Here is a 14,985-nt window from a genome sequence, read left to right on the forward strand (position 1 = left end):
ACCTGCTGGCATGCTCGAATCCATGGTCACCGAGACGCTCTCACTCTGGCGCGACGCCGAGCGCTGCTACCGCGTGGTCACCGCCCGCGACTCGCGCTTCGACGGCCAGTTCATCATGGCGGTCCGCACCACCGGGATCTACTGCCGCCCGTCCTGCCCCGCGTCGACGCCGAAGGTGCAGAACGTCCGCTTCTTCCCGACGTCGGCGGCCGCGCAGGCCAACGGCTTCCGCGCCTGCCGCCGCTGCCTGCCGGACGCCGTGCCCGGCTCGCCGGACTGGAACGTGCGCGCCGACCTGGCCGCGCGGGCGATGCGCCTGATCTCCGACGGGACCGTCGAGCGTGAAGGCGTCCCCGGGCTCGCCCGGCGGCTCGGGTACTCCGAACGCCAGCTCGGCCGGGTGCTCACCGCCGAGCTGGGCGCGGGCCCGCTCGCGCTGGCCCGCGCGCACCGCGCGCACTCGGCGCGGCTGCTCATCGAGATGTCGGAGCTGCCGCTGACCGACGTCGCCTTCGCGGCGGGGTTCTCCAGCGTGCGGCAGTTCAACGAGACGATCCGCGAGGTGTTCGCGACGACGCCTTCGCAGCTTCGCGTCTCCGCGGCTTCCCGACGCGGCCGGCAGAGCGACGTCACCGGGACCCGGCTCAGCCTGCGGTTGCCGTTCCGGCCGCCCTTCGACGCTGCGGGATTGCTTCGCTTCTTCGCGGACCACGCGATCCCGGGCGTCGAGGACGTCACCTCGGAGGCCTACGCGCGCACCCTGCGGCTGGCCCACGGCACCGGCGTCGTGCGGCTGACGCCTTCGCCGGACCACGTGCGCTGCGAGCTGATGCTCACCGACCTGCGCGACCTCGGCAGCGCCGTCAGCCGGGTGCGCCGGCTGCTCGACCTCGACGCCGACCCCGCCGCGGTCACCCGCGTGCTCGCCGCCGACCCGGCGTTGGCCCCGGTGGTCGCGGCCGCGCCGGGGATTCGGGTACCGGGTGCGGTGGACGGCGAGGAACTGCTGCTCCGCGCCCTCCTGAGCGAGCTGCCGCCCGGCGAGAAGGTGCCGGGAGAGTGGGGCGTGACGCGGCTGTTCCCGACCGCGGCCCAGGTCGCGGCCACCGGACACTCCGTCGCCCTCGCGCTGGCCGAAGGACGGCTGGACGTGCACGTCGGCCGGGACGCCGCGGAGCTGCGGGCGGAGCTGCTGACGTATGTCGACCCGTCGACCGCGGACTACGTCGTGATGCGGGTCCTCGGCGCACCGGACGTGCTGCTCGCCGACGACGCGGAAGTCCGCCGTGGCGCCGAGGCGCTGGGCCTCTCCCCGGATGCACTGGGCGAGCGGGCCCGCGCGTGGACGCCGTGGTGCTCCTACGCCGGGATGTACCTCCGACGCGCGGCCGTTTAGCCCTGTTCGCCCCGCCACAGCACGGCCTGGGCGGCGATGACCTGTTCACCGTCGTAGGTCACCGCCGGCGAGCCGTACAGGCGGTAGCCCATTTCCAGCGCCTCGCTGACCCGGTGGCAGAACTTCGCGTCGTCCGGGCCGGTGAGCATGCGGTAGCGGGGCAGGCCGTTCGGCGGCTGGTCGGTCATGGCTTCATCTTGGCCGGACGATCAGCCCGCGCGCACCTCCAATGTCGAGCCGGTGCGGGACTTGCGGACGCGCAGCCGGGTGGGGATGCGCTGCCGCAGCTCCTCGACGTGCGACACGAGCCCGACCACCCGGCCGCCAGCCCGCAGCTCGTCGAGGATGTTCATCACGACGTCGAGGGTTTCGGCGTCCAGCGTGCCGAACCCTTCGTCGACGAACAGCGTGTCCAAGAGCGCGCCACCGGCCTCGCCCGCGACGACGTCGGCCAGCCCCAGCGCGAGGGCCAGCGACGCGAGGAACGATTCACCGCCGGACAGGGTCTTCGCCGGGCGGATGGTGCCCGAGTAGTCGTCCAGCACGTCGATGCCGAGCCCGCCGCGGGTGCCGCGCGCCCCGGCCGCGTCCGAGTGCACGAACGAATACCGGCCCTGGCTCATCGTGCGCAGCCGGTGCGTGGCGGCGACGGCGACTTCTTCGAGCCGCGCCGCCAGCACGTACGACCGCAGCGACATCTTGCGGCTGTTCTGCCCGCGCCCGTTGACGACCTCCGCGAGCGCCCGCAGCTCGGCGTACTCCGCTTCGGCCGGCGCGAGCCCGGCCAGCGCCGTGCGCAGCAGACCGGCCAGCCGGGTCAGCTCCTCGTGCTGCGCGGTGGCCGCCCGCAGCGCCGCGTACGCGGAATCGGCGCGCGCCCGGGCCAGCTGGGCCGCGTCGGCCGCGCGCCCGACGTCGGCGACGTCGTCCGGCGAGATCCCGAACAGGTCCGGCTCGGCCAGCAGCGCCCGCGCGCCCGCGGCGGCCGCCTCGGCTTCGGCGATGCCCTGCTCCAGCTTCTCGATCTGCTCGTCCGGCAGCATCGCGGCGCGCGCCTTCTTCAGCGACGTGAACCCCTTCGCCTGCACCGCCGCCTCGACCAGCGTCTTCTGCTGGGCCACGCGTTCGCGGGCGCCGGCCACCGCCGTGCGCGCCTCCGCGACCGCCTCCAGGGCCTCCGCCAAGCCGAGCAGGTGCTGCCGCCGCGCGCCGACGTCGGCGAACTCGCCCCGCCCGGCGACCAGCCGGCGTTCGCGCTCGGCCAGCCGTTCCTCCAGGGCGCGGACGTCGGTCGTGGCTTCGGTGGCCGCCTGTTCGGCCCGGCGCAGCCGTTCGCTCCGCGCTTCCAGGTCGCGCTCCAGCAGGACGACCTGTTGCCCCAGCTTCGCCTTGGCGGCGGCCTGCCCGGCAAGCGCAGCGACGGTGGCCCGGGCTTCGCCCAGCTCGGCGGTGATCGACTCGGCGGTGCGCCCGGCCAGCCGCTCCCCCAGCCCGGCCAGCCGCGCCTTCGCCTCTTCCAGCGCGACGACGACCCGCTGCCGCAGGACGTCCGCCGCCTGCTCGGCCTCCTCGGCCGCGCGTTCCTCGGCCGGATCGACCAGCTCGACGTCCCGGGTCGCCTTCGCCGGGTGCTCCGCCGACCCGCACACCGGGCAGGCCTCGCCGTCGGCCAGCGCGGCGGCCAGTTCGGCTGCCATCCCGTCCAGCCGCCGCTCCCGCAGGTCGAGGCGGCGCTGCCGGGCCGCTTGGTGCGCGTCGACGACTTCGCGCAGCTTCGCCTCCCCCCGGAGGACCTTCGCCTGCGCCTCGGGCAGCTCCGCCGCGTCGCGAGCGAAGCCGCGCAGCTCCTCCACCTTCGCCTTCGCGCCCTCGAGCTTCGCCTCGGCTTCGGCGGCTTCGAGGGCGTCTGCCCGCAGCTTGGCCAGCTGGCCGGGGATCGCGGCGAGCTCGGCGGTCAGCTCCTCGACCTGCTGCCGGGCCGTGACGGCGGCCAGCTTCCGGTCGTCCCGTCGCATGATGTCGAGCTCCTGCTGCTCGGCCTCGGCGACCAGCTCCGCGACCGCGCCCGCCTCTTCGCGCGCGGTGGCCGCCCGCGCCTTCAGGTCGCCGGTCGCCCGGGTGCCGAACTCCCGCAGCCGGGCACCGCGCTCCTTCTCCGCCTGCTCGGCCTCGGCGAGTTCGGCGGCCCGCCGGTCGAGCAGGTCGGCCTCCACGGCGACCCCCGCCGCCCGCCGCGCGGCCGCGACCTCCTGCGCCCATTCGGCCCGCTGCGGCGCCTGTTCGGTGATCTCGAGCAGCCGCAGGTGTGCCGTGCGGACGCGGCGGATCTTTTCCGCGCCCGCACGCTCCTCCTGCAGGTGGACGTCCGCCCGCTGCGCGGCCGACCGGGCCCGTTCCTCCTCGGCCGTCACCAGCCCGACGCGGGTTTCCGACTCGGCGAGCACGGCGCCGACCCACTCGGCCACGTCCGTCTCGGGCGGGTCCTGCTGGGCCTCCTGCGCGTAGCGGGCCAGCAGCTCCCGGACGTCCCGCTGCCGCGCTTCCAGTTCGCGGCCGCGCTCGGCACGCAGGTCGGCGAACCAGCGTTCGACGTCGGCGAAGCGCTCGGTGCCGAACAGCCGCTCCAGGAGCTTCTCGCGCTCGGCGGTGTCCGAACGCAGGAAGCGGGCGAATTCGCCTTGCGGCAGCAGCACGACCTGGAAGAACTGGGCCGCGGTCATCCCGAGCAGCCGCTCGACGGTGCGCGCCACCTCCTCGATCCGGATCAGGCCCTCCGGCGCCAGCCCGGCGGGCGCGGTGCCGATCCAGCTCAGCGACACCCGCGCCTGCTGGGTGGTGGTGCCCTCGCCGCGCCGCTTGGGCCGCTGGTACTCCGGGTTGCGCACGATCTTCAGGCGGTGCCCCTGCACGGTGAGCTCCAGCGCGACCTCGGTGACCTGGTCGGGCTCGGCGAGGTCGCAGCGCAGCCGCTTGGCCTCGTTGCGGGCGCCGGGGACCACACCGAAGAGCGCGAACGCGATCGCGTCGAGCAACGTCGTCTTGCCCGCGCCGGTTTCGCCGTGCAGGAGGAAGAGACCGTCGGCGCCGAGCACGTCGAAGTCGACCACTTCGCGTGCGCAGTACGGCCCGAAGGCTTCCACCTCCAGCCTGTGCAGCCTCATTTCGCGAGGGCCCCCCGGTCGGCCGCTTCCAGGGCCTGGAACAGGAGCCGCTCTTCACGCTCGGTCGGCGGGGCGCCCCGGCAGTCGTCGAGGAAGCTGCGCGAGACCTCGATGTCGGACCGGCCGCGGACGGCTTCGGAGTAGCGCAGCGGGGCGCCGGCGTGCCCGCCCGCGGGCTCCCACTCCAGGTGCACCGCGTACGGGAACCGCTTGCGCAGCCGCCGCATCGCGTCGACCGGGCGCACCCGGTCGGTGACCGTGACCGACAGGAAGTGGTCGAGGTAGGCGTCGTGCTCCGGGGCTGTCATGAGGTCTTCGAGCTCGCCGGTCAGGGTGGCGAGCTTCCGCGGGACCGGCAGTTCGTGCCGCCGGACCTCGTGCAGGCCGTGTTCGTCCAGGTCGACCAGCCAGACGGATTTGCGTTGGCGCGCCTCGGAAAACGAGTACGCCAGCGGGCTGCCGGAGTAGCGCAGGTGCTCGGCGAGCGTCTGCGGGCCGTGGAGGTGGCCGAGAGCGACGTAGTCGACGCCGTCGAAGACCGAGCCGGGCACCTGCTCGACGCCGCCGACCGCGATGGTCCGTTCGCTGTCGGTGGGTTCGCCGCCGGTGACGAAGGCGTGCGCGAGCACGGCCGACCGGACGCCGGGCCGGGTTTCGAGGTCCGCGCGGATGCGGCGCATGGCCTCGGTGAGCACGCCGGTGTGGCCGCGCGCCTCCGGCACGCCGAGTGCGTGGCGCGCCGGTTCCGGTTCCAGGTAAGGGATGCCGTAGACGGCGACCGGGCCGTGGGTGTCTTGGAGGAGCACGGGTTCGGCCAGCCCGGCGACGGTGGTGCGCAGGTGGAGGCCGCCGGCCGCGGCGAACTCCGCGAAGGCGCCGAGGCGGGGCGCCGAGTCGTGGTTTCCCGGTGTGACCACGAGTTGCGCGCCGGCCGCGCGGATCCGGGCGACGGCTTTCGTCGCCACCCGCACGGCCTCCGCCGAGGGGACCGCGCGGTCGTAGATGTCGCCTGCCACCAGGACGGCGTCGATCGCCTCGCCGGCCACGAGGTCGGCGAGGTGCCCGAGCACCGCTTCCTGTTCCGCGAGCAGGTCGGCGCCGTGGAACGTGCGGCCGACGTGCCAGTCGGAGGTGTGCAGCAATCTCACGGTGGCCAAGGTACGACCCGCCTCCGACGAAATCGCGCAGGCACGCCGCCGTCTCACTCGAACGTGTGTACTAACACGAGCGTGCAGGATCGGACACGCCCTGCGCGGAATCGATGTGTTCGCAGGTCAGCTACCCAGAGCGACGGATCGGGTGCGATTTTTGTCGGTGCGGTCCGCCATGATGTCTGCGAGCCCGGACCTCGGAGGGAGGCGACGAAGTGGCGACGGTGCTGACGACCGCGGCGATCGTGCTGGCGGTTCTGCTGCTGTTCGCCGTCGCGGTGCTGTGGCGGCTGTACCAGGACGGCATGCGCCGGGCGGACGCGGCGGCCCGGCTGGTGGCGGCCGAGCGGGCCAAGGCGGACCAGCAGCAGCTGGCGCTGCGGCGCTACGAGGTCGCGTTCGCGTCGATCAGCGGCCGGGGCGAGCTGGGCGAGCAGGTGCTGGTCGAGACGGCCCGTGCGCTGGGGCTGCGCGAGGACCTGCACTTCACCCTGCAGACGGACCTGGGCGGCGGCGGCTCGGCGAAGCCGGACATGGTGCTGCGGGTCGGCGGCGACCGCACGGTCCCGGTGGACGCGAAGGCGAGCATGGCGACGTGGTCCGAGGCGGTGGAGACCGACGACCCGGACGAGCGGCTGGACGCGTTGCGCGCGCACGTGCGGCAGATCCGGTCCCGCGCGGCGGAGCTGGCGGGCAAGGGCTACCAACGCTGGGCGGACGCGATCTACGGCACGATCATGTTCGTCCCGTCCGACGCGGCGGTGGTCGCGGCCATGGACACCGACCCGGAGCTGCTGCGCTGGCTGATCGACCGGAGGGTGTTCCTGTGCGGCCCGACGGGCTTCGGGGTGCTGGCCTCGGCGGCGTTGTTCGCGGCGAGCGACCGGACGCTGGAGGCGGACGTCGAGCAGGTCCGCACCGGAGCGGCGGCGGCCCACCGGGCGGCGGGTGGCGCGGTCGAGGCGCTGAACCTGTCGAGCACCCACCTGCAGCGGTTCCTGTCGGCGCGACGGCGGGAGCTGGAGGCGCTGGAGACGTTCCGGGCGACGGTGGCCCCGCTGACGGAGGCGTCGGGAAGTCCGGCCGCGTTGCCGACGGTGCGGAAGGGGGACGAGCTGGCGGCCAGCTGAGCGGTTCGCCAAGCTGCGTACCCAGCGGGTCGGCTTGCGTACCTGGGCAGTCGGCTTGCGTACCCAGAGGGTCGGCTTGCGTACGTGGGGAGTCGGCTTCGTGCTCAGCAGATCGGTCGGCGAACCGACCGTCCAGGTACGCAGGACGACTGTGCGGGTACGCAGGCCGACCGTCCAGGTACGTGAGCGGAGCGCGGGCGGAGGGGTCTGACCTGCGGTGATTGGGCCCGGCTGGCGCGCTTGCCGCAGGTCGGCGTGAGCGTCCGGCCGATGACTGGTTGGCCTTGGTGCCCCGGTCCAGGCACTCTGGGCTCAGCGGGCCGCCGGCTCGCTCCACCGCCGCTACCCGGCGCCACCGGATCAACCCGTCGGGTGGCTGTCGGCCCACGTCGGCGGCGGTGCTGGCAAGATCTTCACAACCACGAGATACGGTGTTGCCCTGTGACCGCGATTCGCGATCGCCAGAGCGATCCAGATGCCGACGACGTCCCCGTTCCGTGGGATGAGCGTCCCGTCGTCGGTTCGAGGCGCGGACTGCCCTGGTGGGCGGCGGTCCTGGTCGGCTTCGGCCTGGCCATCGTGGGCGCCCTCCTGGGCAAGCCGAACCAGGCGAACATCCCGGTGGTCTTCGTCGTCTGCTACATCGCCGGGGCCGTGATCGCGGTCTGCGTGGTGCGGCGGCGGGGCCTGTTCGGGCCCATGGTGATGCCGCCGCTCGTGCTGGCCGTCACCGTGCCCGGGGTGATCCTGCTGACCTCGGGCTCGGGCGCGCAGGGCGACGACATGCTGTCGAAGGCCCTGAACATCGGCACCCCGCTGATCAACAGCTTCCCCATGATGGCCATCACCACCGGCATCACGCTGCTGATCGGCTTCGTCCGGATCTTCCGCGAGCGCGACCCGGACGCCCCGAAGAAGATCAAGAAGTCCGACCGCCTGCCCGACGAGGACGACGAGAAGCCGCGCGCCGCGGCCGGTGGCCGCCCCCGTCCGGCCGGGTCGAACCGCACCGGCCAGACGCCGCTGCCCCCGGGCGCCCGCCGGGGCCGGGAAGGCGAACCGCCGCGGCGGCCTCGTCCGCCGGCGGAGGGCGAACGCCGGGCTCCCCGCGCCGGCGCGCCCGCCGAGCGCGAGCGTGACCGCGAGCGCGATCCGGGAACCCGTGGCACGCGCAAGCCGCCCCCGCCGAACCGCCGGACACCGCGTCCGGACGACGGCGACCCGCGCCGGCGCGAGCCGCGTGGTGACGCCCCGCGGCGGCGTCCGCGTCCGCCCGAGGACGGCCGGGACACCCCGCCGCCCCGTCGCCCGTCCGGGGGGCGGAACGCTCCGCCGCGGCGGAACCGTCCCTGGGACGAAGAAGAACGCTGACGAACGGCGGTCACCTCTCGCGAGGTGGCCGCCGTTTCGCGTGCGCCGAGAGGCATCACGCGTGATCAGAGGGGCATCACGCGTGATTGGAGGGGCATCACGGCGGCGAGCCGGGGGGAAGCGACCCACCGCCGGCGTACTCAGACCTTGCGCAGTTCCTTGGGCGGGGCGAAGGTGATCTTCTCGTTGGCCGTGGTGACTTCGTTGACGTCTCCGTAGCCGCGCTCGGCGAGCCAGGCCAGGAGGTCCATCACCAGCTCGTCCGGCACCGACGCACCCGACGTGACGCCCACCGTCGTCACGCCGTCGAGCCACGCCTCGTCGACCTCGCTGGCGAAGTCGACCAGGTACGAAGCCCGGGCGCCCGCCTTCAAGGCCACCTCGACCAGGCGCTTCGAGTTGGACGAGTTCGTCGAGCCGACCACCAGCACCAGGTCGCACTCGGCGGCCATCGCCTTGACGGCGACCTGGCGGTTCGTCGTCGCGTAGCAGATGTCGTCGCTCGGCGGGTCCAGCAGGTTCGGGAAGCGCTCGCGGAGCTGGTCCACACGCTCCATCGTCTCGTCGACCGACAGCGTCGTCTGGGAGAGCCAGATCACCTTCGACGGGTCGCGCACCTCGACCTTGTCGACGTCCTCGGCCTTGTCGACCAGCTGCACCTTGTCCGGCGCCTCGCCGGCGGTGCCCTCGACCTCTTCATGGCCTTCGTGGCCGATCAGCAGGATGTCGTAGTCGTCCTTCGCGAACCGGTTGACCTCCTTGTGCACCTTCGTCACCAGGGGGCAGGTCGCGTCGATCGTGCGCAGGTTCCGCTCGGCCGCCTCCTGGTGCACCATCGGCGAGACGCCGTGGGCGGAGAACACCACCAGCGCACCCTCGGGTACCTCGGACGTCTCGTCGACGAAGATCGCGCCGCGCTCACGCAGCGTCTCGACCACGTGCTTGTTGTGCACGATCTCCTTGCGGACGTACACCGGCGCGCCGTAGACCTCGAGGGCCTTCTCGACGGCGATCACCGCGCGGTCGACACCCGCGCAGTAACCACGGGGTTTGGCGAGCAGCACCCGCTTGCCGGAAGCGGTTCCGGTGATCGTCGGGGTACCCGCTGGCTCGATTCCGGGACTCGCTGAACTCATGCCCCCAGGGTACGGGCAGCCCCGACACGGCCTCGAAGTCCCTTTCGGGTGAGCTTCGTCCCTCTCCCGTGCTGTGCCGCCGGTCACGCACAGCGCCCATTCGGTTGGGCAGGAGCGGCGGTCATGCGGCAGGCTGGACCCCATGAAGCCATTCCCGCTCCCCCTCCGGGTTGCCGCGGGCCTCGCCGTCTCCACCGCCGAGCGGGTTCGTGAGCTTCCCCGGCAGCTCGCCGGGCTCCCGGTGACCGTGGTCAGCCAGGTGCTGCAGGCCTCCATGCGGGTCCAGCAGCACGTCACCGAGCTGGCGATCAAGGGCGACAGCGCCCTGTCCAGCCTGCGCCCGATCGAGGACACGCCCAGCTGGGCGACGTTCGACGAGGACGCCGAACTGGGTGACGTCCCGCCGGCCCGGCCGAAGTTCGCCGACGTGCCCGAGCCGCGTTCGGAGATCAACGGCCGCGTGCCGTCGGCGGCCGAGCTCGAGGCCGAGCTCGGCGATCCGTGGGCCGACGAAGAACGCGCGCTCGCCGAGGACCACGCCGACGGTGAGAACGACAGCGAGGACGAGCCGCCGAAGAAGCCGAAGCCGGGCACGCCCAAGGTCGACAAGAAGACCAAGAGCGAGACGCCGCGGACCAGCGCCGCGGGGTACGAGGGTCCGGCCGGGCTGACCGGCTACGACCAGCTCACCCTCCCGCAGCTGCGGGCCCGCCTGCGCCAGCTCTCGATCGAGCAGCTCGAGACGATCCTCGAGTACGAGCGCGCGCACGCCGACCGCTCGTCGTTCACCGGCATGCTGTCCCGCCGGATCGCCAACGCCCGCAAGACGGAGCAGGACAAGGAAGACGGCGCGGAAGACCGGTGAGCACCGAGTCCGCTCAGGCTCCCGCGAGCACCGCGGAAGCGCCGTGGCCGGTCCGGACCGTCGCGCGCAAGATCGGCGACTGGATCCACCGGCTCGGCGCGGTCTGGGTCGAGGGTCAGGTCACCCAGGTGAACTCCCGGCCCAACACCCAGACCGCGTTCCTGACCCTGCGCGACCCTTCGGCGGACGTCTCGATGTCCGTCACCTGCCCGAACTGGCTGATCCGCGAGATGGAGCCGCCGCTGCGGGAGGGCGCGAGCGTCGTCGTGCACGCGAAGCCGTCGTACTTCTTCGGCCGCGGCACGATCAGCCTGCGCGCCGACCAGATCCGCGCCGTCGGCATCGGTGAGCTGCTGGCCCGGATCGAACGGCTCAAGAAGCTCCTGACCGCCGAAGGGCTCTTCTCGGCGCAGCGCAAACGGCCGATCCCGTTCCTGCCGAAAGGCGTCGGGCTGATCACCGGCCGCGCGTCGGCGGCCGAGCGGGACGTCCTGGCCAACGCGCAGGGGCGGTGGCCGCACGTCCGGATCAAGGTGCTCAACACGGCCGTGCAGGGCTCGCAGGCCGTCCCGCAGGTCATGCGCGCGCTGCGGATCTTCGACGCCGACCCCGAGATCGACGTCATCGTCATCGCCCGCGGCGGCGGCAGCGTCGAGGACCTGCTGCCGTTCTCCGACGAAGCGCTCTGCCGCGCGGTGTCGGCCGCGGGCACGCCGGTGGTCAGCGCCATCGGGCACGAGCCCGACACCCCGCTGCTCGACTACGTCGCCGACCTGCGCTGTTCGACGCCGACCGACGCCGGCAAGCGGATCGTGCCGGACCTCCGCGAGGAGACCGAGCGGGTCCGCCAGATGCGCGACCGCGGGCGCCGGGCCCTGCACGGCTGGGTCGACACGCAGGCGCGGCTGCTCAACCAGATCCGCAGCCGCCCGTCGCTGGCCGACCCGCTGGGGCCGGTCCAGCGCCGGCAGGACGACGTCGACGTCCACCGCGAACGCGCCCGCCGCGCCATGCTGACGCTGCTGGCCAAGGACCAGGCCGAGATCGCGAGCGCGCGGGCCCGGCTCACCGCGCTCGGCCCGGCGGCGACGCTGGCTCGCGGGTACGCGGTCGTGCAGTTCGTCGACGCCGAAGGCAACCTCCAGGTACTCCGCTCCGTCTCCGAAGTCGAGGCCGGTGCCCAGCTGCGCGTGCGCGTGGGTGACGGCGCGATCAAGGCGGTGGCGGAAGGAGAGCAGGAGTGAAGGTGACGTTCCTCCCGCTCACCGTGGACGCCGCCCGCAGGCTGGGCGCGCGTCCGCTGCTGGACCAGGCGGTCCGCACCGACCGGGCGGCCGCCGAGTGCTGGACGGCCCTGCTGGCCGGCTGCGGCACCGCCGCCCGCCGCGACCTCGGGCCGCAGCTGCGGCGGCTGTCCGAGGCGACGTCGATGCAGGTCGGCTCGCGCTGGTGGTTCGCCGAGGGCGCGGGGCACCGGAAACGGGTGGCGGGCGCGCAGGAGAACCTCGAAGAGGCGATCGCGGACGGTGACGGGCAGGAGTTCGCGCTGGCGTTCGTCGGGTACGACCACGCCATGGCCAGCGCGGTAGTGTGCGCGAACAGCGTGCAAGCCCGGAAGGTCGGAGAACACCTAGCGTGAGTGAAACAACCGGCGAGGAACTCGGCTACGAGCAGGCTCGCGACCGGCTCGTCGAGGTCGTTCGCGAGCTCGAGGCGGGTGGGCTGTCCCTCGAGCAGTCGCTCGCGTTGTGGGAGAAGGGCGAGAAGCTCGCGAAGGTCTGTGAGCGCCATCTCGAAGGCGCCCGCGAGCGGATCGAGGCTGCTTTGGCGTCCGTGGAGGACGACTCCGAGCAGTGAGGTAGGCCATGCCGTCGGTATCTGGAAACAACGCGGGTTTCTGACAGACTGTTGACCCGCCAGTTCCACGATCCGGGAGGCACAGATGCCCGCCGCAGACAGTCGTCGTGAAGCGCCCGACCGCAACCTCGCGATGGAGCTGGTGCGGGTCACCGAAGCCGCCGCGATGGCGGCCGGCCGCTGGGTCGGCCGCGGCGACAAGATCGGCGGGGACGGCGCGGCCGTCGACGCGATGCGCCAGCTCGTCTCGACGGTGTCGATGCGCGGGGTCGTGGTGATCGGCGAGGGCGAGAAGGACGAAGCGCCCATGCTGTTCAACGGCGAAGAGGTCGGCAACGGCGACGGGCCGGACTGCGACGTCGCGGTCGACCCGGTCGACGGCACCACGCTGATGGCCAAGGGCATGCCGAACGCCCTCGCCGTGCTGGCGGTCGCCGAACGCGGCGCGATGTTCGACCCGTCCGCGGTGTTCTACATGGAAAAGCTGGCCGTCGGGCCGGACGCGGCGGGCAAGGTCGAGCTCGGCGCGCCGATCGCGGAGAACATCCGCCGTGTCGCCAAGGCCAAGCACAGCAGCGTCAGCGACGTCACCGTGTGCGTCCTGGACCGCCCGCGGCACGAGCAGATCATCAAGGAGATCCGCGACGCCGGCGCGCGGATCCGGTTCATCTCCGACGGCGACGTCGCGGGCGCGATCGCCGCGGCCCGCCCGACCACCGGCGTCGACATGCTGATCGGCATCGGCGGCACCCCCGAAGGCATCATCGCCGCCTGCGCGATGAAGTGCCTCGGCGGCGAGCTGCAGGGCCGGCTGTGGCCGAAGGACGACGCCGAGCGCGAGAAGGCCCTCGCCGCCGGCCACGACCTCGACCGGATCCTGCTCAACGACGACCTCGTGCGCGGCGACAACGTCTTCTTCTGCGCCACCGGGGTCACCGACGGTGACCTGCTGCGCGGCGTCCACTACCGCGAGGGCGGGGCGACGACGCAGTCCATCGTGATGCGGTCCAAGTCCGGGACCGTCAGAATGATCGACGGCTACCACCGGCTGAACAAGCTGCGGGCGTACTCCTCGGTCAACTTCGACGGCCACCTGGACGCGCCCGACGACGACGTCGTGCCCCCGCTGCCGTAAGGAGTTCCGTGACCAGGCGAGTGCTGGTTCTGCTGGCCCTGCTGTCGGTACTGGTCCCGGGCACCGCCGCGGCCGCCCCCGCGATCGTCGGGGGCGTCGTCGCGGACCAGCCGTACCCGTTCACGGTGTCGCTGCACACCGCGTCGGGCAAGCTCTTCTGCGCGGGCGCGCTGATCGCGCCGACCTGGGTGGTCACCGCCGCGCACTGCGCGTACGGCAAGGCCCCCGCCGACATCTCGCCGCGGACGGGCACGAACGACGTGGGTCAGGGCGGCGAGGTCGCCCAGATCGCCGGGATCGTCGTGAACCCGGCGTTCAACACCCAGAGCCCGGCGGGCGACATCGCGCTGCTGCGGCTGGCGGCGCCGGTCACGACGCCCCCGATCGGGCTGGGGACGGCCGCGTCGCCGGGCACCGCGACCCGGATCGTCGGCTGGGGCCAGACCTGCCCGAAGCTGAACTGCGGCGGGCTCCCGACGGCGTTGCAGCAGCTCGACACGAAGATCGTCGAAGGCTCGAAGTGCAGCTCGGGGTTCGACGGCACCGCCGAGCTGTGCACCGACAACCCCGGCGGCAAAGCCGGCGCCTGCTTCGGCGACTCCGGGGGTCCGCAAATCGTGCGCGACGGCGAGCGCTGGCTGCTCGTCGGCGTCACCAGCCGTCCGGGCAACAACGAGCCGGAATGCGCGACGGCGCCGTCGATCTACACCTCCGTGGTCGCGTACGCGCCGTGGATCGCGGAGAAGACGAAGGCCTGACCTATTCGGCGTTGCTCGAGTGGCCCGGGAACAGGTGGGCCTCCGGGTCGAGCGCGACGGCGATGTTGTTGACGGCCGTCGCGGCTTCGCCGAAACCGGTCGCGATCAGCTTCACCTTCCCCGGATACGCGGCGACGTCGCCCGCGGCGTAGACGCGTTCGCGCGCGGTCGCCATCGTCGAGTCGACGGTGATGGCGCGGTGGCTGATCTCCAGGCCCCAGCTCTCGATCGGGCCGAGGTCGGCGGTGAACCCGAGCGCCGCGACGACGGCGTTGGCCGGCAGCCGTTCCTCGCCCGCGCCCTTGATCGAGACGTCGACGGCTTCGAGCGTGCCGTCCGGCGCTTCGACGAACCGCGTGACCTCGGCGTCGGTGATGATCCGGGTGCCGAGCTCGCGCGCCTGCCGGACGATCGACTCGGCGGCGCGGAACTTCGCGCGCCGGTGCACCAGCGTCACGCTCGCCGCCACCGGGTGCAGTGCGAGGATCCAGTCGAACGCCGAGTCGCCGCCGCCGACGACCACGACGTGCTGCCCCGCGTGCGCCTGCAGGGACGGCACGAAGTGGACCATGCCGCGGCCGAGCCAGCCGTCGCCGGCCGGCAGCGGGCGCGGGGTGAACTCGCCGATGCCCGCGGTGATCAGCACGGCGCGGGCGCGCAGCGTCTCGCCGCCGTCGAGGGTCAGCTCGAGGCCCTCCGCGACCGGCGCCAGCTTCTCGGCCTTGCGCCCCAGCAGGTACTTCGGCTTGAACGGGGCGGCCTGCTTCACCAGGCCCTCGACCAGGTCGCGGCCGCGGACCTCGGCGAACCCGCCGACGTCGTAGATCATCTTCTCCGGGTACATCGCGGTCACCTGGCCGCCGGGCTCGGGCAGCGAATCGACCACCGCCATCGAGAGGCCGCGGAACCCGGCGTAGTAGGCGGCGAACAGGCCCGTCGGGCCCGCCCCGATGATCACGAGGTCGTACGGATCCCCGGCAACGTCAGTCATGCTCGCTCCAGCCAGTGGTGGATGGCGGTGATCG

Annotated in this window: 14 protein-coding genes; 9 read left to right on the forward strand and 5 right to left on the reverse strand. The window is 72.9% G+C overall.

Annotated elements, in window-relative coordinates:
• The first annotated feature begins 10 nt into the window (after positions 1-10).
• Complete coding sequence (locus tag IE317_RS30810) at positions 11-1,396, forward strand: DNA-3-methyladenine glycosylase 2 family protein (RefSeq protein WP_373309155.1); 1,386 nt, start codon at positions 11-13, stop codon at positions 1,394-1,396.
• Here the strand turns inward: IE317_RS30810 and IE317_RS30815 are convergent.
• The 3 genes from IE317_RS30815 to IE317_RS30825 are packed head-to-tail and all read right to left on the reverse strand — an operon-like array spanning position 1,393 to position 5,705.
• A complete protein-coding gene (locus IE317_RS30815) occupies positions 1,393-1,584 on the reverse strand; it encodes a DUF1737 domain-containing protein (protein ID WP_191314862.1) in 192 nt (63 codons plus the stop codon). The genes IE317_RS30810 and IE317_RS30815 overlap by 4 nt on opposite strands.
• A 21-nt stretch (positions 1,585-1,605) precedes the next feature.
• Positions 1,606-4,557, reverse strand: a complete 2,952-nt coding sequence (locus IE317_RS30820; RefSeq protein ID WP_191314863.1) for an AAA family ATPase — start codon at positions 4,555-4,557, stop codon at positions 1,606-1,608.
• Positions 4,554-5,705 (reverse strand): exonuclease SbcCD subunit D, encoded by a 1,152-nt coding sequence (locus IE317_RS30825; protein ID WP_191314864.1) that lies wholly within the window; start codon positions 5,703-5,705, stop codon positions 4,554-4,556. Before IE317_RS30825 ends, IE317_RS30820 begins: the two co-directional genes overlap by 4 nt.
• Before the next feature lie 218 nt (positions 5,706-5,923).
• Here IE317_RS30825 and rmuC point away from each other — a divergent pair, with 218 nt between their 5' ends.
• On the forward strand, positions 5,924-6,838 hold the full coding sequence (gene rmuC / locus IE317_RS30830) for a DNA recombination protein RmuC (RefSeq protein WP_191314865.1): 915 nt from the start codon (positions 5,924-5,926) through the stop codon (positions 6,836-6,838).
• Between the two features lie 441 nt (positions 6,839-7,279).
• Complete coding sequence (locus IE317_RS30835; protein WP_191314866.1) at positions 7,280-8,209, forward strand: DUF6542 domain-containing protein; 930 nt, start codon at positions 7,280-7,282, stop codon at positions 8,207-8,209.
• Between the two features lie 140 nt (positions 8,210-8,349).
• Here IE317_RS30835 and IE317_RS30840 read toward each other — a convergent pair whose 3' ends face one another.
• Positions 8,350-9,345 carry a 4-hydroxy-3-methylbut-2-enyl diphosphate reductase gene (locus tag IE317_RS30840; RefSeq protein ID WP_191314867.1) on the reverse strand — a complete coding sequence of 332 codons (996 nt, stop codon included), beginning with the start codon at positions 9,343-9,345 and terminating at the stop codon, positions 8,350-8,352.
• Between the two features lie 142 nt (positions 9,346-9,487).
• Between IE317_RS30840 and IE317_RS30845 the strand changes: the two genes are divergently transcribed.
• From IE317_RS30845 to IE317_RS30870, 6 genes are all read left to right on the forward strand, one after another.
• Positions 9,488-10,210 carry a lipid droplet-associated protein gene (locus tag IE317_RS30845; protein ID WP_191314868.1) on the forward strand — a complete coding sequence of 241 codons (723 nt, stop codon included), beginning with the start codon at positions 9,488-9,490 and terminating at the stop codon, positions 10,208-10,210.
• Complete coding sequence (gene xseA / locus IE317_RS30850; RefSeq protein ID WP_191314869.1) at positions 10,207-11,454, forward strand: exodeoxyribonuclease VII large subunit; 1,248 nt, start codon at positions 10,207-10,209, stop codon at positions 11,452-11,454. Before IE317_RS30845 ends, xseA begins: the two co-directional genes overlap by 4 nt.
• Positions 11,451-11,849, forward strand: a complete 399-nt coding sequence (locus IE317_RS30855) for a hypothetical protein (RefSeq protein WP_191314870.1) — start codon at positions 11,451-11,453, stop codon at positions 11,847-11,849. The genes xseA and IE317_RS30855 overlap by 4 nt, the downstream gene beginning before the upstream one ends.
• On the forward strand, positions 11,846-12,067 hold the full coding sequence (locus IE317_RS30860) for an exodeoxyribonuclease VII small subunit (protein WP_043786198.1): 222 nt from the start codon (positions 11,846-11,848) through the stop codon (positions 12,065-12,067). Before IE317_RS30855 ends, IE317_RS30860 begins: the two co-directional genes overlap by 4 nt.
• A gap of 85 nt (positions 12,068-12,152) precedes the next feature.
• Positions 12,153-13,202 (forward strand): class II fructose-bisphosphatase, encoded by a 1,050-nt coding sequence (glpX, locus tag IE317_RS30865; RefSeq protein ID WP_191314871.1) that lies wholly within the window; start codon positions 12,153-12,155, stop codon positions 13,200-13,202.
• Between the two features lie 8 nt (positions 13,203-13,210).
• On the forward strand, positions 13,211-13,960 hold the full coding sequence (locus tag IE317_RS30870; RefSeq protein WP_191314872.1) for a S1 family peptidase: 750 nt from the start codon (positions 13,211-13,213) through the stop codon (positions 13,958-13,960).
• Between the two features lies 1 nt (position 13,961).
• On the opposite strand, the gene IE317_RS30875 is transcribed toward IE317_RS30870, so the two are convergent.
• On the reverse strand, positions 13,962-14,951 hold the full coding sequence (locus IE317_RS30875; protein WP_191314873.1) for an NAD(P)/FAD-dependent oxidoreductase: 990 nt from the start codon (positions 14,949-14,951) through the stop codon (positions 13,962-13,964).
• Positions 14,952-14,985 lie beyond the last annotated feature (34 nt).

Source organism: Amycolatopsis bullii, assembly GCF_014654205.1.
GTDB lineage: Bacteria > Actinomycetota > Actinomycetes > Mycobacteriales > Pseudonocardiaceae > Amycolatopsis > Amycolatopsis plumensis.